Consider the following 19,525-nt stretch of genomic DNA (forward strand, 5'->3'; position numbering starts at 1 on the left):
TCAACCAATAACCTTCCGAAACATCGTAAAGACAAACGAGCGACTAGACGAGTCAAGAATGAACAAATAATATATTGCGGAAAAAATTACCGAATACAAAGTAGACATAATAAATAAGTTTAACCAAGACTCGGCTAAATAATTACTACCCAAATACATTACTAAGGGTGATAAAAAGAATATTACACACACTAATTTAGCGCCTGAACCTACTCCTTTTATTTCTTTGTATACTAGTTCTCGTTGTGTAACATAAAAAAGGCATCTAAATGCTAAAATAACAGTCAAAATGGTGGTCATATTTGGATAAAAATCGAATAGAATATAAACAAAAAGAAAAGCTCCAATGCAGAAAATTAAAGACCATAACGCTCTACTCTTTAAGTCCAAAGATAAATTTCCTACTTGAGAATCACTACGTATTAATGAAATAAAAACGAACAGCAAACTAAGCAAAAAGTTTTCTATTTGCCCGACATAATGATCAGAACCTATCCACAAAAAGACAAAACTAGCATTAAAGATCACCATATAGCCAAAAAGTATACTTGTGATGAAATATAGTATTTCTTTGTATACTTTAATCCCGTTTATAAAGTTAGAATGCCCCTCTGTTTTGTTTCCATTTGCCAAATAGGGCATAACCGCTGAGCCAATCAAAAGTGTAACTGACAGAGAAAAAACTTGGATAAAACTAGAAAATATAAAAGAAGTAACTGCTGTTGTACCAAGTAAAATTGAAATACAGAAAAGCTCTTGGGTTACAAAAAGTTTATCGGAAAACCCCCAAACAGACATCCATTTACTAAAAGGTTGTATTACTGTCTTTTCGCGATTTATTTCGCCGAGACTTTTTAATTTAAACCAATCAAACTCTCTCTTGAGTAAAAATATTAGGATAAGTAGAAGTAAAGTAGTCGATATCAAATATGATAACGCGATACCGATAATTCCAAAACCAGCGATTAAATTCAATACAATAAAAAGATTAAGGAAAATCAAAAACAACAGTTTTAAGCTTTTACTTTTGTATGCCTCATTCATACCGACAAAAACTCCGTCAATAACTTCACACATCAAATTAATTAAAAAATGTAAACTTAATAACAATCCAAAAACCGAAACAAGAAGAAAGTCCTCTTCAACAAAGTCCTCAAAAAGATAATTAACACTAAATGAACAAGTTAGAAGTACTAGAATATAGTAAGGAAGCGCTTTAAGTGTTACCGATAAGGCTTCAAATACAGCTCTTTTAAACTGTTTCTCAAGTAACTTATTTTTCCTTTGTTGAGCTATTACCCATTTTATAGATTGGGAAGCCCTACCATCAAACATAGTTAAAAAATCAAATACCTTTAGAGAAGTTTTCCAAATAGCAAAATAATAAGTACCGAGAAGTCCTACAAAAATAGGGTTAAGTAAGAAATTAAGAAAAGCAAATAAGAAGAAGTAAATGTAATTTGTAGTTGCATTATATAACATTTTCCGCTTTTCGCTGAGTTGACGACTTTTCACTTACATTAATTCACTTAGTTAGAGTACTGGGTTAATTTTATTGAGCATTATTGCCAGTGTGTTTATAACGTTTAATATATTTTTATTTATATGTACTATATGACTTATACCATTTAACGAATTCTGAAACGCCATCACAAATATTCGTTTTAGGTTTATAATTAATAACCTTCATCAAACTAGCAATATCAGCATAAGTCTTCTTCACATCGCCGGGCTGCATCGGCAACATGATCTTTTCTGCTCCTTTCCCACAAGAAGTTTCTATAGCAGAAATAAAGTCGCCAAGCTTTACACTGCTGTTATTACCTATATTAAAAACCCGATAGGGTGCTGTACTTGAAGACGGGCTACCTAAGTCATTATTAACATTGATAGTTGGAATTTCGTTTTGAATTCGAGTAATCCCCTCTACTATGTCATCAATATATGTAAAATCTCGCTCCATTTCTCCATTATTGAACACTTTTATTGGCTCACCTTTGATTATTGCTTCGGTAAAAAGCCAAGGAGCCATATCAGGTCTACCCGCAGGACCATATACCGTAAAAAATCTTAGCCCTGTAGTAGGAATGTTATATAAATGGGAATACGAATGTGCCATCAATTCATTTGATTTTTTAGTCGCTGCATATAGAGAAACGGGATGATCAACGCTGTCATCCGTTGAAAACGGAACCTTGGGATTCATCCCGTAAACAGAACTGGAAGATGCATATATCAGATGTTCGACGTTATTATGTCGACACCCTTCTAAGATTGTCATCATACCTATTAAGTTACTATCAACATAATCAAAAGGGGCTTCAATGGAATATCTAACACCTGCTTGCGCTGCTAGGTGAATTACTCTTTGAAATTGTTCTCTTTTGAACAAGTCTGAAATTGCATGCCTATCACTAATATCCATCTTAATAAAACGAAAGCTCTCAAAAAGCTCTAGTTGTTTAAGTCTATATTCTTTTAGAGTAACACTGTAATAAGCATTTAAATTGTCTACTCCTACTATCTCATGACCTTCTTTTAAGAGCCTTAAGCAAGTATGCATCCCTATAAAGCCTACTGCGCCAGTAACAAGAAACTTCAAAATCTAATCCTTATAAATCAATACGCATTCTTGTCATTAAAACTGCGAAATACGGTAAAAATAACTATTTTAAAATCCATCCATAACGACCAATTGCGAATGTACTCAAGGTCATATTCGATGCGCATTTTCATTTTATCTACTGTGTCAGTTTCACCGCGCCAGCCATTCACTTGTGCCCAACCGGTTATACCTGGTTTTACTTTATGGCGCAGCATGTAGTAATCCACTAACTTTCTATACTCTTCGTTGTGTTTTACGGCGTGAGGACGAGGGCCAATCACCGACATATCGCCTTTTAGCACGTTAATGAACTGCGGTAGTTCGTCGAGTGATGTTCTGCGTAAAAATGCGCCCACTTTGGTAATACGGCTGTCGCCCTTAGTGGCTTGCACTACGTTGTCGGTGTTTTCCGTTACCGTCATGGAGCGGAACTTCCACACTTTAATTTTTTTACCGTTTAGGCCGTAGCGATCTTGTTTGAAGATAACTGGCCCTTTTGAGGTGAATTTGACTGCTGCGGCTATGGCTAACATTGGAATCGCGATCAGGCTTAAAATACCGATAGACAATAATATATCTTCTAAACGTTTAACTATGGCGACACCCCCTTGCATGGGGTTGTCGTATACGCTAATGGTTTGTACGCCGCCCACGTGTGACATCTCACCGTGCATTAGGCAATACATAAATAAATCAGGGACAACGTGTACGTTAGCTGTGGTATCCCCTAATTGATAGAGCATTTCTTGTATGCGATGCTGAGCTTTAATGGGTAAGGCGATATAGATAACGTCGTACAGGCCGCGCTTGGCACAGTCGATACCTTTTTCTACGTTACCGTGTAGCAAATAGTGGTATTCGTCATCTAAGCGATCTGGGCCACGATCATCGAATACCGCCGAAAGACGATAACCCGTCTCAGGGTTTTTCATGACTTCGTTAGCTAGACGAATGCCTTTTTCAGACAAACCGAAAATGGCAATGCTGCGAGTATTATAGCCTTTTCGACGCATATTGTGCAGGAATAGCTGAAACATAATACGCCAGCCAACTAGCGCCATAAATGCCATAGAAAACCATATAGCTAAAGCAAAGCGAGAATAATCTTCACCTATTTTAAAGAAAAACAGATAAGCAAGAATCAGCATGCAGGCGCAAAACCAACATAGGAAAGTATAAAATACGATCTGTTTGAAAAAGCCGGCCCGCCACGAACGATAAAGGGCAAAAGATTCAGCAACTAACGCAAAGCTCACCGAACCGATAAGAGAAAGAGTAAAATAGTCTTTTGTATAATCTAAGCCGTAAACGAATACTGCACAAAAAAGTGCAAATTGAATCACTACTACATCAACAAGTCGATAAGCAGCCGCAAACTTGTTGGTATTGTTTTTAACCATACCTCTTTGCATGTTCATTTATCTAGTTCCTTTACTGTTTAAGAAGTTGAATGGAGTTGGAGTGTATCCAAGTCTTCTAAAATAGCCTTACTTACGAAATCCAAATTTTCCTTACCACTAGAGTAAGTGATCATTTTTACTTTTGTTGTTTGAACCAAAGTGGACAGTTGGCGTATTCTGTCGGCTTCTAGTTCTAATGCCGAATAGGCATTTCCCAATATACTATTCTGTAAAAGCAAGATTAATGCCTGACTTGAATTGATAGTTTCAATTCGACAGTGCCGCTTATTATCGTGGTTATCTGTTACAGTTCTATTAAGAATATATATTGTTGATAATTCTGAAGAATGTTTACTTTCTTCGGTCAACTCTGGCATTTCAATCAAACGCTTATCAAAGCGATTATGTACTTTCCTTAATACAGCTACCTCACCACCAAGGGCATTTTCGACTGAATCGGGCCACATACGTGCAATTGGCCAACTGGGGTAAACTTTTGGGGCGTTCCCTGTTCTTGTGTTTGCACCAACTTGATGCAGCGCCATCATATCATCAGTTAGCCAGTCACATCCAGTCTGTCGTAACTTTGCACTTAACGTTGATTTACCTGTGCCGCTATTTGCCACTAGCGCAAAGGTTTTATCTGCTCGTTTTAAGGCATTTGCATGTATACAAGGTACATGCTGAGTTTCTAACCAGAGCGCTAACGCCAGGGTCTGAAAATAATGGGAGGAAGACGTACCTTCATCCCAATCAATGGTTATTTTGTTTTGCTGGATGAGAAAACGACCTTTGCCTTCACAATTAACGCTGAGTATGTAGCTTGGAAGTGCTGGTGTAGCCTGCTTTACTTCTTGGCTTGTATTGTCAGCATGAGAAAGTGATGGATTTGAAACATCTGGAGGACAAGAATGCGGGTAGAGATTTAACTCACTGAAATATCTCAACCCCTGATCTTTTAACGTCCATATTGGCTGCTGATTTGCGTCAATGCTCACCGCTTCAAAAGCGAGTTCAACAGTCAATTCACAGAGTTCAGTTTTATCACCAGTGCAATTAGCATCAGCTAAAAAACATTCAACGCCATGAAGCGGCGTTGAATAATATTTATCTTGCATTGGTGACTAGTGCCTCTGTTCAATCCTGATTTGAATCTAAGGTAGTCGCTTTCGCAGACTAAAGATTAACCCGTAAAAGGATTACGCTTAGTGTGTCCGCCTTGCTCATCAGGAATGCTACCTGCATAACCTTGAGTCAATTCAGCTAGGTTACCTGGATTGGTTAACTCTGGCTTAGTATAGGGCTTCTTGCCACTAACGTTATCGTTTACATTTACTTCATTCATGACGTGTCTCCCTAAATATTTAATCTGATACTATTTTCTAGAACGTAGACGCGCTGCACCAAACAATAAACCTGTCAGGATCATTGCCGTAGTGGCTGGCTCTGGTACTTTTACTGTTTCAGTATCCGCTACGAAAACTAATTCTTCATCAATCGCTAGTTCAGATGACCCGAAAAGTACTTCAAGTGCAAAAAACAAATCGCCGTAAGCGGCATTTAGTTGATCGCTGTAAGTTACTGAGTCAACGCTTGTTGCTGAAGCAAATGCAACACCCACACCTGAGTAAGGAGTAACTTCGCTACCAGAGTCGATATCAAAAGCAACATTAGCAACAGAACCATCAATGCTAAAGCCAACAATTGCAGATGCAGAAGCTAAGTTAGTTAGTGTCCAGGCTCCATAAACATCACCACTTGGAGCAACGTTACCGCTACTGAAACCTTGTTGAGTCAAAGACCAAGTTGATGTCACTACACCACCAGAAAAACCTTCAGCATCAGCAATTGGGTCGCCAGTGCCTAAAACAACGTCTGGAAACGCTGACCAAATACCTGTATCTGTAGTTCCGTCACTGAACATTGCTGTTACAGAGATACCGCCCATATCAGCACCAGTGATGTTTGACTCATCGATTAAAAGGGCTGACTGAGCGCTAAGGCTCATACCTATTAATGACAATCCCGCAATAATTTTCTTAATCATGTGATGCTCCTTAACTAGTTCGTTCGTTGAACTTTGTAATCTGTGTATATGCAAAATTTGCTATTACCACTGCCTAAATCAATGCAAAAGCTATTCCAGAAAATAATAAATTCATATTTATCATATACTTGAGTGAAAAGTCACGTTAAAAAAATGTTAAATTAAAATTGATCTGTAAAAAACTTTGACAGAAAAAAAATAATGTAAACAAAAGGTTATAAAACCAATTGATATGACAGTGTCGTGACATTTGGCGTATAGTACAGGTTAATTTAACGGATTGTTGTATTTTATTTAGGTCTAAAGATTATATGAAATCGATTCTTGCTCTTTTTGGGTCTAAAACAGTATTTTATTTAGATGCTATTTCTGGGTTTTATGAAAAACAAAATAGTGTATTAATTTCAAATAGTTACACAACAAATATCGACAAAAATATTAGCGTAATTCTTGGTGAGGTTGAAAACCAAGAAAGTGCAATTTCTGGTGTAAATAAACTCGACTTTAACCATGTAAACCTGGGAAGAATAGACAGCATAAATGCACCTAACCCGTGCGGCTCTGCACTAAAAGATCGCGATCCCACAAACTTGAGCGATCAAAATCACTTGCAGATGATCAAAAGCTTAAACACCAGCTTCAATCTTATATCTTGGGATCAAGCATCCGCCACTTTACGTTTTAGTAGTTCAGCGTTTAACCCTCGCACACTATATTACGCGTGGCTAGATGAGTGTTTTTTGGTGACCAGTGACTTGGCATTGATGACATCAATGCGTAAACCTGAAGTGGATAAAATTTCAATACTTCAGTGGTTAGCCGGCCGTCCCGATCCCAATCGATCTATGTTCAGTAATATTGATCAATTGCCTTTCGCCCATACGGCCTGTTTAACTGCCAATAAACAATTTAGCGTAGCGCGGTTTTGGGATATAGATCCTAGCAAATCGTTGGTTTTAGCCAGTGAACGTGAATATCAGCAGGCGTTTTATGACGTATTAAAACAAAGTGTTGAAGGGGTACTGCCGGTAGCCAAATTAGGTGAAAGGCCGGTAGCCAAATTAGGTGAAAAGCCGGTAGCTAAACTAGACAAAGCGTCCGAGCCTATCTTTAGTCAGATGAGTGGCGGCATGGATTCAACGTCAATCACATCAATTTTGAATTCGTTGATTGAACAGCCAGCCGGTGGTGTTGAGCCCGATGAGTTTGCGTTGCATTCCATCTCTCATACTTATCGAAATACCGAAAGTTGCGACGAAATAGATAAAATAGAAGCGATGCGTGCATTTTTAAAACTGCAACATAGTCATTATGTCGAGCTTGATCAATTTAATAACCTTTCATTTGCGCAGCTTTATCCAACTCAGTTGCAGAATCCTGGCGTAGTGGCTTCACCTAAGTACACCCAAGAAGCGGAAATGATTCAGCAATTGGGCGGTCATCATTTATTTACCGGCAACGGTGGTGATGAAATGTGTTGGGGCCATAGCTTTGCTTACCGTGACAGGCTAGCCAATGGTGAGTTGGGAGTGATTAAAGAAGTGTATAATTCGGCGCAACAGTTAGGGATGTCGCCATTGACTATAATGCTGCAAGTGTTGGTTAAGCCTTTGTTGCCAGCATCTTTGTTAACCTTGTTGGGTAAGCAGCCTGTAGATGCCGAGCATTTCCCGGTTTGGTTAGGGGTGGAGCAGCAAGAGATGTTGAAGTCGGTGGAAAAGCACAATCCGTTTGCGCAAAGTAATCAATGGGCAAAGCGCGCCCGTTATGAAGGTTTGTTTACCACCTCAACATTTAACAGTATGCGTTCTTACCAGCAAGTTTGTGATCCCTTAGGCATTGACGTGCATCATCCGTTTTTCAACAAACAGATAGCGGAGTTTAGTTTTGCGGTGCCGCAAAAATTGCATATTCAAGGCCGATATCCCAAGTATTTGCTGCGTAAGGCCATGGACAGTCATTTGCCAAAAACAGTGTGTTGGGACCAAAATAAGACGGTTTTTGATCAGCATTTTGCGAATTTGGTGCGTGAAAATAAAACCGAGTTGCGCGCCCTTTTAAGCCACCCAGGATTAGAAGAGTTAGGATTAGTCGATAACCAAAGCTTGTTAGCCAGTTTCGATAAGGTGGTAGATTCACCAAATGGTTCATTGAACGTAGATTTATTGTACGCCATTTTAACCCAATCCTGGTACCAAACCCACATGCTGTAGCACGGCCTTTAGGCCATGGAATCTTGTACGTTCCCGCGGGGTTAAAACACCCGCCTACAAAAAATCCGTAGCATGGCCTTCAGGCCATAGAATCTAGCACATTCCCGCGGGGTTAAAACACCCGCCTACAAAAAAATCGTAGCATGGCCTTCAGGCCATGGAATCTTGCACATTCCGCGGGGTTAAAGCGCCCGCCCACAAAAAAATCGTAGCATGGCCTTCAGGCCATGGAATCTCGTACATTCCCGCGGGGCTAAAGCAACCGCCTACAAAAAAATCGTAGCATGGCCTTCAGGCCATAGAATCTGGCACATTCCCGCGGGGCTAAAGCGCCCGCCTACAAAAAAATCGTAGCATGGCCTTCAGGCCATAGAAACTAGCACATTCCCGCGGGGTTAAAGCAACCGCCTACAATAAAACCGTAGCATGGCCTTTAGGCCATGAAATCTTGCACATTCCCGCGGGGTTAAAACACCCGCCTACAAATAAATCGTAGCATGGCCTTTAGGCCATGGAATCTCGCACATTCCCGCGGGGTTAAAACACCCGCCTACAAAAAAATCGTAGCATGGCCTTCAGGCCATGGAATCTTGTACGTTCCCGCGGGGTTAAAGCGCCCGCCCACAAAAAAATCGTAGCATGGCCTTTAGGCCATGAAATCTCGCATGTTCCCGCGGGGTTAAAGCGCCCGCCTACAAAAAATCCGTAGCATGGCCTTCAGGCCATAGAATCTCGTATGTTCCCGCCGGGTTAAAACACCCGCTTACAAAAAAATCGTAGCATGGCCTTTAGGCCATGAAACCTTGCATGTTCCCGCGGGGCTAAAACACCCGCCTACAATAAAATCCGTAGCATGGCCTTCAGGCCATGGAATCTCGTACATTCCCGCGGGGCTAAAGCAACCGCCTACAATAAAACCGTAGCATGGCCTTTAGGCCATGAAATCTTGCACATTCCCGCGGGGTTAAAACACCCGCCTACAAAAAAATCCGTAGCATGGCCTTCAGGCCATGGAATCTGGCACATTCCCGCGGGGTTAAAACACCCGCCTACAATAAAAACCGTAGCATGGCCTTCAGGCCATGGAATCTTGTACGTTCCCGCGGGGTTAAAGCGCCCGCCCACAAAAAAATCGTAGCATGGCCTTTAGGCCATGAAATCTCGCATGTTCCCGCGGGGTTAAAACACCCGCCTACAATAAAAACCCCGTAGCATGGCCTTTAGGCCATGGAATCTCGTATGTTCCCGCGGGGTTAAAACACCCGCCTACAATAAAAACCGTAGCATGGCCTTTAGGCCGTGGAATCTGACATGTTCGCGCGGGGTTAAAACGCCCGCCTACAAAAAAATCCGTAGCATGGCCTTTAGGCCATGGATTCTCGCATGTTCGCGCGGGGCCCGTAGCATGGCCTTTAGGCCATGGAATCTTGCATGTTCCCGCGGGGTTAAAACACCCGCCTACAAAAAAAACGTAGCATGGTCTTTAGGCCATAGAATCTTGCATATTCCCGCGGGGCTAAAACACCCGCCTACAATAAAATCCGTAGCATGGCCTTTAGGCCGTGGAATCTCGTATGTTCGCGCGGGGTTAAAACACCCGCCTACAAAAAAACCGTAGCATGGCCTTTAGGCCATGGAATGTAATATGTTTGCTCAGGCGGTTTACATTGAGGAAATGCTTGTTTGGAAAAATTGGCTTTTATTGGTTATTTCTGTGTAGGTACTTACCACTTCTTTGCTGTCGTTAATGATAAATCCGTTGATGGTTAACCAAGAATGGGCTTGTAATGTTTTGCCTGTGCTTGGTTCTATTGCGGGGCTTTGTGATGGATTTGGGGTGGTGAATCTGACGCCAATGTGTAATCTCGACGGCATGTTTTTGCTCAATAACAGCTCTTGCAGCGCTAGGCAGCGACGTAAACAATTCATTGGTCGGTAATGATGTCGCGTGACTTTGGCAAACAGGATTGATTGCTGAAGATATTTTTGCTGTGGATAGGCGTCAAACTGGTTGCTTGGACTGCTAACTGACAAACTTGAATCGAGATGCTTTTTCCATTTTTTGTAGGGCTGTTTGGATATTCGCCAATCCCATTTCGCCAATAACCAATAGGCGTGCACTATGGTGGGTAGAGAGGTGATCAGTTGCATCATTTTCATTTCCCTTGTTTCACCCACATCCCTTAATCAAATCTCGATTCCTACTGAATTTCTTCTAGTAATCCTTTGTCGCTCATTTTGCTAATGAGTTCTGCCAAATCGGCTTGGATATTTTCAGCTTGGGCGTCATAACTTTGTTCGATTAAAGCAACCACCTGTGACACAGACTTGCCAGTGGTTAGCGCTTCGACCATTTCTGTTCCAATGGGATCCAAGGTGTAATATTGTCCGCTAATGGAGTCTAATATCACCGTTTCATCAACGACTTTTTGAAATAACGCCTTATCTGAAAGTTTATATTTGGTATTGCTATTCAGCATCTTACGTCCTATTCAGTGTTAGTTTTGGCTGATCTGCTATGCAAATTCACGCAATTGTTAAGCAGGTTCTTTTTCCACAAGCGCAAGAGTTCCTTGCTGTATTTTATAGACTTTATCGGCGACTTCACACAGTTGTTGGTCGTGAGTCACGATTATTACGGTTTTGTCTTTCAATGATTTGGCCAACAACTTTGAAAACTCCAGTTTTCCGGCATCATCGGTAAACGATGTTGGTTCATCAAAGAGCAAAATTTGCGGATTAATCACCAGCGCGCGAGCTAATGAAATACGCTGGCGTTGGCCGCCGGAGAGCAGCACACCGTTCTCCCCGACTTTGGTGTAGTAGCCGTCTTTCAACTCGGATATGAAGGTGTCTGCACCGGCGAGTTTGGCAGCTTCAACGATTTCTGCTTCGCTGGCTTGCGGCAAACCGTAAGCTATGTTGTCTAAAATGTTGCCATCACACAATGCGATATCTTGAGAAACTAAACCTATGGCTTTACGCAGTGAGACTAAACTGCAATCGGCAATGGCTTGATCATCGATATAAATGTTGCCCGATTGGGGTTCCATAAAACGCATTAATAAATGAATTAAGCTAGTTTTCCCAGCGCCATTTGGCCCCAAAATAATGCTGGCGCTGCCGCTGTCAAAAACTACATCTACGTTCTTCAGGATGGGACTTGACGCATGATATGCAAAAGATACGTCGTTAAACTGAATACTGCCGCGTTCACAGTTTAGGTCGAATTGCGCTTTATCATCAGACTCGGGGGATACATTAAACACGTCCAAAATACGTGTGGAAGATCCCCTTGCCTGTTGCAATTGGCCGTAAAGACCCGCAAAGGTGCTCATAGGTTTAGCGAACACTAAACCATACATTAATAACGTAATGAGGCTGGGAATTGTGAGTTCACCAGATTGATAATGCAAAGCACTAACCACAACAATGAACACGATGCCGATTGAGATAATCATTTGAATTAGCGGCGAAATTAATGCTTGGATTCGCAATAAGCGGGTTCTAAGATCAAGTACCTGGTTGGCATTTTTGCGGAATTTTTTCGACTCAATACCTTGGCGATTAAAGGCTTTCACCAGCTGCATTGAACCAAAGTTTTCAGTGGCGATGGCAATGGCACCTGCTTGGTGTTTTATGACTTGTTCAGAAATGGGGCGGATGGTTTTGCCGACAATTTTGATCGTGATTAAAAACACCGGCACTGTGATGATAATAATGAGCGCAATACTGAGATTAATTTGCGCCATCATTATAATGGCACCCAAAACCAAAAGTGCCGCAGGCACCAGGCCTGTCAGTACGCCAGACAAAAAGTAACTGAGTACGTTAGCATCATTGCTGATGAGAGATAGTATTTCGCCTTTTTTACGATTACTAAAATAGGCCATAGGCAGCATTTGTACGTGGTCGTAGAGTCGGCAACTCAGGTCGTTTAGCACCTCAGCCCCTACGATGTTGGTTCTAAACGTAGATTCAAAACGCAAAACTGCTTGTAAGATAATCAAGCCCACCCAGGCCAAACATATTTGACCGATCGACCAACCAAATGCGTTCTCTTGATCTAAGATGCTAGTTGAAAACTGGCCGATAAAGTACGGAATGCTTAAGCTAATCAGGCTTTCTGCGATCATCAACACTACCGCGAGACTTAGTGCGGTTTTGTGGTAGCGGAGTAGTTTAAACAGCGATAAAAATGACATGCAATGAGTTAGCTAGGAACAAACGACTAATGCCTTCTACTCTATCTTAATTTGGTCAAAGATGCACCTGTAGGCGGTGTCTTTAGCCCCGTGAAAACCCGTGGAGGGTTGTATCGTTCGTTCATGGCCTGTAGGCGGGTGCTTTAACCCCGCGAAAATCGAATGGATTCCTCTTGTAGGCGAGTGTTTTAACCCCGCGAAAATCGAATGAATGCCTCTTGTAGGCGGGTGCTTTAACCCCGCGAAAATCGAATGGAATTCAATGGCACATTCCATGGCCTAAAGGCCATGCTACGGAGGAATACCTCTTGTAGGCGGGTGTTTTAACCCCGCAATATTCCTATGGAATTCAATGACACATTCCATGGCCTAAAGGCCATGCTACGGAGGAATACCTCTTGTAGGCGGGTGCTTTAACCCCGCGAAAATCGAATGGAATTCAATGGCACATTCCATGCCTAAAGGCCATGCTACGGAGGAATACCTCATGTAGGCGGGTGTTTTAACCCCGCGAAAATCGAATGGAATTCAATGGCACATTCCATGCCTAAAGGCCATGCTACGGAGGAATACCTCATGTAGGCGGGTGCTTTAACCCCGCAATATTCGAATGGATGCCCTTGTAGGCGGGTGTTTTAACCCCGCAAAAATCGAATGGAATTCAATGGCACATTCCATGGCCTAAAGGCCATGCTACGGTGGAATACCTCTTGTAGGCGGGTGCTTTAGCCCCGCAATAATCGAATGAATGCCTCTTGTAGGCGGGTGCTTTAACCCCGCGAAAATCGAATGGAATTCAATGGCACATTCCATGGCCTAAAGCCCATGCTACAGAGGAATACCTCTTGTAGGCGGGTGCTTTAGCCCCGCGAAAATCGAATGAATGTCCCCTGTAGACGGGTGTTTTAACCCCGCAAGAATGCTGTGGAATTGCATGGCACGTTCCATGGCCTAAAGACCATGCTACGGGGATGGCCGCTGATTGACTACGGGTGTAAAATCTGATTAAAATTCGTACATAATCGGTGGCAATCAAATATAGGGAGATGCACATTGGCTAAGTTTGGAGAGTTGTCAGATTATAAAGTTGAAGGAAATATCGACGAGTCATTTTCTGAAAGTAATCAGAAAATGAAACCCTTGGACGGAAGTTTGCGTGTTAAAGAAAAAAGGGGAAGGTCAAACAAAGATCTGATTGACGAAGATCAAGTGGGCCATATCTTCAATATTAATCCGAAACTCGAAGGAGACGCATTGCTTGATCCTCACGAAACTGTTCCTGACATAATTGGCTCTGAAGATCAGCCGGATGTTATTTTGAAAACTGAGCTCGCCACCTTCCATCCTGCCGAAGTTAATGAAGACAGTATTGGAGCTTCGTTAAGAATGGACATAGGACAAGACAGCACTTCTAATTCTCTATTAAAACCTTTGTTTTGGTCGATTGCAGCGGGCTTGGATATTAGTAACGCAGCGAAACAATCCAGAGACACCACCAAACTTCGTGCTAATTTCTCCAATGACTTATTTAACAGACAGCCTATACAAATTGGAGGCGGTTTAGCGCAGTTTAGTTTAGAAATAATGGAAAATAAAAAACCCAAATGGTGGCAGGATTTATTTGGTTTATTAGGAAGTGAGCAAGGGAAAAAACTCACCAGCGCATTCGGTTTCCCGGGTATCGCGAATGAAGCTATAAAAGTACTTAACGAATTATTTAATCAATTCAGTGCAGAACAAGAGCCGATTTTAAAGAGCCCGCGTTTTGTATTTGCCCTCTCAAAGTATGCACAAGATGAATATTTATTGGGAAATCCACGAATAAAAATTGGTGTTATTAACAAAGGATTTAGCATTGTTGTACCTAAACAGTATAAACATCAATTTGAAGAGCATGACCCTGTGTTTTATAACACCTATGGGGTCGCACTCCCCAAAGAAATGGATATAAACGAATACTTAGAAACCGGTTTCGATCCTTTTGCCAACATACCTTATGCTGTAATAAAAATAAGAACAAAACAAACTAAAATAGATGTATCAATCTAGCCACAGGAAGTGAATCAAAGTATGTATGAATTGACCATCTTAAACCATGAGGGTGAACAAATCACAACGACCCTCTATGTATTTTTGAAAAATGGAGAAAGTATTCAGCTTAAAGATTTTCGACCATTTAAAATTGCTGACGTAGAAGAAAAGGATATTGACTATATTCAGATAAAAGCCTTTGCCCTAGGGTTTTGGCGTCATGCTCAAAACGCCCCTCCCAGCGGCGCTACTATTCGTTTGCAGCGTATCGACCAAACCGGTCCTTTAGGTTGGTGGCACCTTGCCCATGGAATAACTAGCAGTGATATTAATCGTGGACAAAATATTAGAATTGGAGTCATTGATTTATGCTTAGAAATTGATGAATCACTTCAACATATTAAGAATCTAGGGCAAATGGATCCGCAAGGGCAGCTTAAAGAAATGAATATAGCGGAACATCCTCATGGGCGTTATTGTTGTTCTTTGTTGGCAAATAAACAGACTGAAGATGGGGGTTTTGAAGGTATTTCGCCTGGATCTGAAATCTTTTTTATTGGTGCGATGGATGAAACCGATGTGTCCAGATTAAATCCTCTCCAAGTGGCGACAGCGGTACTAACACTATCCAGAGATTATCAATGTGACATTATCAACATTAGCGCAGGAGACTTAGATAAAAAGCCGCAGTTTTTGTTAAGCGTCATTCTGCAAGCTAGAAAAAACGGAACAGTGATAGTCGTTGCCGGTGGAAATGATAATAAAAAACTCAAATACCCTGCGGGATTTGCCGAGGTGGTTACGGCGGTTGCTCTCGGTAAAAAAGGGGCGTGTCCTCCTTCGTCACCCGGCTATGAACATGAGCAGTCTCAACAGGCTATAGATATTGATGATACTTATTATTATTGGCCAAATAACGATTATGGTGAGAACGTGGATTATATCGCTGCCGGTGCAGGTATTATCGATACGCTAGATCAAACACCCAATGTCGATATTTACGGCACGTCATACGCTTCTCCGATGTTATGCGGGATATTGGCAGCTAAATTGTCTAATAATTCAACATATCATAGTTGCAACCGAGATATATCAAGAGTTACACTCGCCCTTGATGAGCTTAGATCGACATCGATACCCTTGGAATTAGGGGATAATATGAAGTTTAACATTCCTGTATTATAATGTGAGATACGGTGTTTAGGAAAAAATGGCAATTCAACAGATGCAAACCCAAAGGCGACAACTTATGACTTACGTTATAGCGCCTGCTTATGGTGCAGCTTCAATAGATAATCTGCGTGAAGAACTAAGCAACTTTAATGGTGTTAAAGTCATAGCAGGTAATGAAAGCGTAGGTTATCAAGTAAGCGCAACTGATACAGTGCTAGAAAAGATTAAAAACACATTTGATGGCAAAGTGACAATAGACGAATTCCAACTCATGAAGCCCCTCTGATCCCATGTTATTGTAGATGACTTGCACTTCCCCCTGTAGGCGGGTGTTTTAACCCCGCAAGAATCCTGTGGAATTGCATGGCACATTCCATGGCCTAAAGGCCATGCTACAGGAGGAGTGACCGCTGTAGGCGGGTGCTTTAGCCCCGCGAAAATCGAATGAATTCCTCTTGTATGCGGGCGCTTTAGCCCCGCAAGAATCCTGTGGGATTCCATGGCACATTCCATGGCCTAAAGGCCATGCTACAGGAGGAGTGACCGCTGTAGGCGGGTGCTTTAGCCCCGCGAAAATCGAATGAATGTCCCCTGTAGACGGGTGTTTTAACCCCGCAAGAATCCTGTGGGATTCCATGGCCTAAAGGCCATGCTACAAACCGTGTTTACCATGATGTATCGCATTTACCTGTAGGCGGGCGTTTTAACCCCGCGAAAATCGAATGAATACCCCCTGTAGGCGGGCGTTTTAACCCCGCAAGAACCCTGTTGGATTCCATGCCACATTCCATGGCCTAAAGGCCATGCTACAGGAGGAATACCTCTTGTAGGCGGGTGCTTTAGCCCCGCGAAAATCGAATGAATTCCTCTTGTAGGCGGGTGCTTTAGCCCCGCAAGAATCCTGTGGGATTCCATGGCACATTCCATGGCCTAAAGGCCATGCTACGGTGGGAGGATTGATTAATCGACTAAATGATTCAACGAATATAAATCGCGGGTTTGGGTCGATTGTTTGCGCACTTCTTCTAGGGCTTTGGCTTCGCTAATTTCGAATAATGTATTGATTAATCGATTGAAATGATAATGCATAGCTTGTCTTGCTTCCGCCGAATCTCGATTTTTTAAGGCGGCGAATATCTTGCGATGCTCTTCTAACCGATCACTGTCGCTGCGGTTGCAGACATTTTTATAGACGTTAACAATCTCTGGCTCTGAATCTCGTAATTGCCAAAATTTTTCAACCGCTAAAGAGACCGCGTTGTTTCGCGTTGCTTTGGATATGATGAGGTGAAATTGGCGATCGGCCTTTTCCGGTTGTATGCCTTTTTCCATGGCAACTAAAGTGGCTTCTAAATCAGTCAATTCTTGTTCGGTAATTGAGGCTGCTGCTAATGCTGCGGCTTCCCCTTCAACTAATGCTCTTGCTTGGGTTAATTCGAAGGCACTGACTTTCACTTCAGGTTCAGCTTTTTGCGGATTTTCCAGCACGTAAACCCCAGAACTTGTTTTCACGTCAACTCGCTCTCTTACTTCCAAAGCAATGATAGCTTCTCTGATAGTAGGACGGCTTACGTTAAACGTTTCAGCTAATTCACGTTCGGGTGGTAATCGACTGCCGGGAGGATACTTTCCGGAATCAATTAACGCTTCGATTTTTTCGACTATCTGCCAAAACATGCGACGATTTTTCATCTTATGACCTCTCACCCAAACACTACAGCTGTACTATTATTTCGCTTTCTGTTTATTTTACTTATACTTAAGTTTGTACTAATACTTAGTCAGAACAAGCCGTTTTACTTTTTACACTTGCTTAACAACTAAGGTAATAAACCTAGCATACACCTCCCCCGAGATTATTACCAATAAAATTTAAATTGGTAACAACAAGAGGGTATTAATGGTTGACAATTTTGGGTTAAGTTGATTAGATACCACCATAAATTAACTTGGGGAAAAAATATGACACATAGCGAAGCGTTTATTTACGGTGATAAACAACCAATTGAAGATATTGGTAACGGCATGAAACGCCAATTAATGGGCTATAACGACCAAATTATGATGGCCAAAATCTGGTTTGACGACAATGCGATTGGTTATGTCCACGCCCATCCTCATTCTCAAGTTACCTACATCGAAAGCGGTGAATTTGAAGTACAAGTAGGCGAAGAAAAACAATTATTGAAAGCTGGCGATTGCTTTTTTATGCTACCACATGCTGACCACGGTGCAGTATGCAAAAAAGCTGGCATTTTAATCGATGTTTTCAGCCCACTTAGAGAAGACTTTTTATAATATTTATTAATAGAGAACCAATGAATGTCACATCAGAATGAAAATACCAGCGATAACCCGTCAGTGGATATTTTTACTAAAGTAAGCGGGCCGCTAGTATTTGCAGGCGAGTGTATGCTTGAGTTGGTAAACAAGAGTGAGAGTGAGCTTGGAAAGTCATTTGCAGGCGATTTATATAACTCTTGTGTCTATTTAAAACGCGCCTTTCCTAAGTTAGACATTGAATTTATGTCGTGCTTAGGAATGGACAGACTCAGTAGTGAGTTGGTGTCTCGTCTATCCAATGAGAGCATCGGCACCCAGTTTCTTCCGAAAATAGCTTCACATCATATTGGCAGTTATATGGTAATTACTGACGATTTTGGTGAGCGCTCATTCATTTATTGGCGGGGTGATTCTGCCGCGAAACGCATGGTCAGTGCTTTGTCTTCTGAGCAGTCATTGGCGTTAAATGAAACCGGAATGTTCTTCTTTTCAGGCATAAGTTTAGCGATTTTGTTGGATGAAGAAAGATCCTTGTTCTGGCAGAAACTAGAGGAAATGCAGCAGGCTGGCGTGGTGATTGCGTTTGATCCTAACTACCGCCCTCAGCTTTGGCGTTCTGCCGATATTGCGAAATTAAATATCGAAAAGGCATTCCAGATAGCTGATGTATTACTTCCCGGCGTAGATGACTTTGATAAGCTTTACGGTATGGATGATGTTGAGCAGTGTATCGAGTTGTGCATGCAGTATTCGCCAAAAGAATTGGTGATGAAGCAAGGCGAGAAGAACGTCATCATCATCAACGAAGGCGGACGAGAGGTTGTCCCCATTGTGCCCAATGACAACGTAGTTGATACCACCTCAGCGGGTGATGCATTTAATGGCGTTTATATTGGTGCTCGCGTTTCCGGTTTCGATCCTAAAACCTCTGCTTTAGCAGCTAGTGCTGCGGCCAGTAAAGTGATTGAAACACCAGGCGCTATCATGCCTAAAGATCTGTTCGAAAATTTCTGGCAGTCTTATAAATTACCGGTTTAATCAAACCGGTAATTCCCTTTTCTAATCAGTTAAACCCCTACCCTCAACGTTTTCGATTCCTTGATACACTTGTAGGCGGCTGTTTTAACCCCGCACGCGTAATTTGGCTGCTTCTATGGCCTAAAGGCCATGCTACAAACCGTGTTTACCATGATGTATCGCATTTCCCTGTAGGCGGTTGCTTTAGCCCCGCACGCGTAATTTGATGGCTTCCTTGGCCTAAAGGCCATGCTACCCCCCCATTTACCATGATGTATCGCATTTCCCTGTCGGCGGTTGCTTTAGCCCCGCACGCGTAATTTGATGGCTTCCTTGGCCTAAAGGCCATGCTACACCCCGTGTCTATCATGTTGTATCGCATTTCCCTGTAGGCGGTTGCTTTAGCCCCGCACGCGTAACTTGATGGCTTCCATGGCCTAAAGGCCATGCTACCCCCTGCGTTTACCATGATGTATCACATTTCCCTGTAGGAGGGTGTTTTAGCCCCGCGCGCGTAATTTGATGGCTTCAACCCTGTAGGCGGGTGCTTT

The 19,525-nt window shown here is 42.1% G+C and carries 16 protein-coding genes; 6 read left to right on the top strand and 10 right to left on the bottom strand.

All coding sequences use genetic code 11. The features are described 5' to 3' along the window. From ABWV72_RS09095 to ABWV72_RS09120, 6 genes are all read right to left on the bottom strand, one after another. Complete coding sequence (locus tag ABWV72_RS09095; RefSeq protein WP_353370133.1) at positions 1-1,515, bottom strand: hypothetical protein; 1,515 nt, start codon at positions 1,513-1,515, stop codon at positions 1-3. 82 nt (positions 1,516-1,597) lie between these two features. Beyond that, positions 1,598-2,602 (bottom strand): NAD-dependent epimerase, encoded by a 1,005-nt coding sequence (locus ABWV72_RS09100; protein ID WP_353370135.1) that lies wholly within the window; start codon positions 2,600-2,602, stop codon positions 1,598-1,600. 17 nt (positions 2,603-2,619) lie between these two features. Next, on the bottom strand, positions 2,620-4,023 hold the full coding sequence (locus ABWV72_RS09105) for an undecaprenyl-phosphate glucose phosphotransferase (protein WP_353370137.1): 1,404 nt from the start codon (positions 4,021-4,023) through the stop codon (positions 2,620-2,622). Positions 4,024-4,043: 20 nt separating this feature from the next. Beyond that, positions 4,044-5,123: a hypothetical protein gene (locus ABWV72_RS09110; RefSeq protein ID WP_353370139.1), complete on the bottom strand. Its 1,080-nt coding sequence runs from the start codon at positions 5,121-5,123 to the stop codon at positions 4,044-4,046. A gap of 65 nt (positions 5,124-5,188) precedes the next feature. Further along, the gene (locus tag ABWV72_RS09115) at positions 5,189-5,350 is read right to left on the bottom strand and encodes a lasso RiPP family leader peptide-containing protein (RefSeq protein WP_342806461.1); all 162 of its coding nucleotides are present in this window, start codon (positions 5,348-5,350) and stop codon (positions 5,189-5,191) included. 30 nt (positions 5,351-5,380) lie between these two features. Then, entirely contained in the window at positions 5,381-6,052 is a 672-nt protein-coding gene (locus ABWV72_RS09120; protein WP_353370141.1) for a PEP-CTERM sorting domain-containing protein, read from the bottom strand. 311 nt (positions 6,053-6,363) lie between these two features. On the opposite strand from ABWV72_RS09120, the gene ABWV72_RS09125 reads away from it, so the two are divergent. Then, positions 6,364-8,265 (top strand): asparagine synthase-related protein, encoded by a 1,902-nt coding sequence (locus ABWV72_RS09125; protein WP_353370143.1) that lies wholly within the window; start codon positions 6,364-6,366, stop codon positions 8,263-8,265. Positions 8,266-9,927: 1,662 nt separating this feature from the next. Here the strand turns inward: ABWV72_RS09125 and ABWV72_RS09130 are convergent. Genes ABWV72_RS09130 through ABWV72_RS09140 form a run of 3 tightly spaced genes read right to left on the bottom strand, consistent with a single transcriptional unit; the run spans position 9,928 to position 12,470 of the window. Beyond that, positions 9,928-10,419 carry a lasso peptide biosynthesis B2 protein gene (locus ABWV72_RS09130; RefSeq protein WP_342806453.1) on the bottom strand — a complete coding sequence of 164 codons (492 nt, stop codon included), beginning with the start codon at positions 10,417-10,419 and terminating at the stop codon, positions 9,928-9,930. A 47-nt stretch (positions 10,420-10,466) separates the two neighbouring features. Next, on the bottom strand, positions 10,467-10,745 hold the full coding sequence (locus ABWV72_RS09135) for a PqqD family protein (protein WP_353370146.1): 279 nt from the start codon (positions 10,743-10,745) through the stop codon (positions 10,467-10,469). 57 nt (positions 10,746-10,802) lie between these two features. Then, entirely contained in the window at positions 10,803-12,470 is a 1,668-nt protein-coding gene (locus ABWV72_RS09140; protein ID WP_353370148.1) for an ABC transporter ATP-binding protein, read from the bottom strand. 1,053 nt (positions 12,471-13,523) lie between these two features. Between ABWV72_RS09140 and ABWV72_RS09145 the strand changes: the two genes are divergently transcribed. The 3 genes from ABWV72_RS09145 to ABWV72_RS09155 all read left to right on the top strand — a co-directional run bounded on the left by ABWV72_RS09145 (position 13,524) and on the right by ABWV72_RS09155 (position 15,960). Next, positions 13,524-14,519: a hypothetical protein gene (locus ABWV72_RS09145; RefSeq protein WP_353370150.1), complete on the top strand. Its 996-nt coding sequence runs from the start codon at positions 13,524-13,526 to the stop codon at positions 14,517-14,519. 21 nt (positions 14,520-14,540) lie between these two features. Further along, entirely contained in the window at positions 14,541-15,686 is a 1,146-nt protein-coding gene (locus tag ABWV72_RS09150) for a S8 family serine peptidase (protein WP_353370152.1), read from the top strand. 64 nt (positions 15,687-15,750) lie between these two features. Next, complete coding sequence (locus ABWV72_RS09155; RefSeq protein WP_353370153.1) at positions 15,751-15,960, top strand: hypothetical protein; 210 nt, start codon at positions 15,751-15,753, stop codon at positions 15,958-15,960. Between the two features lie 674 nt (positions 15,961-16,634). Here ABWV72_RS09155 and ABWV72_RS09160 read toward each other — a convergent pair. Further along, the gene (locus tag ABWV72_RS09160) at positions 16,635-17,366 is read right to left on the bottom strand and encodes a FadR/GntR family transcriptional regulator (protein ID WP_353370154.1); all 732 of its coding nucleotides are present in this window, start codon (positions 17,364-17,366) and stop codon (positions 16,635-16,637) included. A 270-nt stretch (positions 17,367-17,636) separates the two neighbouring features. Between ABWV72_RS09160 and ABWV72_RS09165 the strand changes: the two genes are divergently transcribed. Beyond that, the gene (locus tag ABWV72_RS09165) at positions 17,637-17,972 is read left to right on the top strand and encodes a cupin domain-containing protein (RefSeq protein ID WP_216050586.1); all 336 of its coding nucleotides are present in this window, start codon (positions 17,637-17,639) and stop codon (positions 17,970-17,972) included. Between the two features lie 24 nt (positions 17,973-17,996). Further along, the gene (locus tag ABWV72_RS09170; protein WP_353370156.1) at positions 17,997-18,995 is read left to right on the top strand and encodes a sugar kinase; all 999 of its coding nucleotides are present in this window, start codon (positions 17,997-17,999) and stop codon (positions 18,993-18,995) included. Positions 18,996-19,525: the final 530 nt, after the last annotated feature.

It is taken from the genome of Aliiglaciecola sp. NS0011-25, assembly GCF_040370605.1.
GTDB classification, from domain to species: Bacteria; Pseudomonadota; Gammaproteobacteria; order Enterobacterales; family Alteromonadaceae; genus Aliiglaciecola; species Aliiglaciecola lipolytica_A.

Coding starts and splice junctions, on each gene's coding strand:
- ABWV72_RS09155 (WP_353370153.1), top strand. CDS start 15,751: ATGACTTACGTTATAGCGCCTGCTTATGGTGCAGCTTCAATAGATAAT.
- ABWV72_RS09115 (WP_342806461.1), bottom strand. CDS start 5,350: ATGAATGAAGTAAATGTAAACGATAACGTTAGTGGCAAGAAGCCCTAT.
- ABWV72_RS09140 (WP_353370148.1), bottom strand. CDS start 12,470: ATGTCATTTTTATCGCTGTTTAAACTACTCCGCTACCACAAAACCGCA.
- ABWV72_RS09135 (WP_353370146.1), bottom strand. CDS start 10,745: ATGCTGAATAGCAATACCAAATATAAACTTTCAGATAAGGCGTTATTT.
- ABWV72_RS09105 (WP_353370137.1), bottom strand. CDS start 4,023: ATGAACATGCAAAGAGGTATGGTTAAAAACAATACCAACAAGTTTGCG.
- ABWV72_RS09125 (WP_353370143.1), top strand. CDS start 6,364: ATGAAATCGATTCTTGCTCTTTTTGGGTCTAAAACAGTATTTTATTTA.
- ABWV72_RS09120 (WP_353370141.1), bottom strand. CDS start 6,052: ATGATTAAGAAAATTATTGCGGGATTGTCATTAATAGGTATGAGCCTT.
- ABWV72_RS09165 (WP_216050586.1), top strand. CDS start 17,637: ATGACACATAGCGAAGCGTTTATTTACGGTGATAAACAACCAATTGAA.
- ABWV72_RS09160 (WP_353370154.1), bottom strand. CDS start 17,366: ATGAAAAATCGTCGCATGTTTTGGCAGATAGTCGAAAAAATCGAAGCG.
- ABWV72_RS09150 (WP_353370152.1), top strand. CDS start 14,541: ATGTATGAATTGACCATCTTAAACCATGAGGGTGAACAAATCACAACG.
- ABWV72_RS09130 (WP_342806453.1), bottom strand. CDS start 10,419: ATGATGCAACTGATCACCTCTCTACCCACCATAGTGCACGCCTATTGG.
- ABWV72_RS09110 (WP_353370139.1), bottom strand. CDS start 5,123: ATGCAAGATAAATATTATTCAACGCCGCTTCATGGCGTTGAATGTTTT.
- ABWV72_RS09170 (WP_353370156.1), top strand. CDS start 17,997: ATGTCACATCAGAATGAAAATACCAGCGATAACCCGTCAGTGGATATT.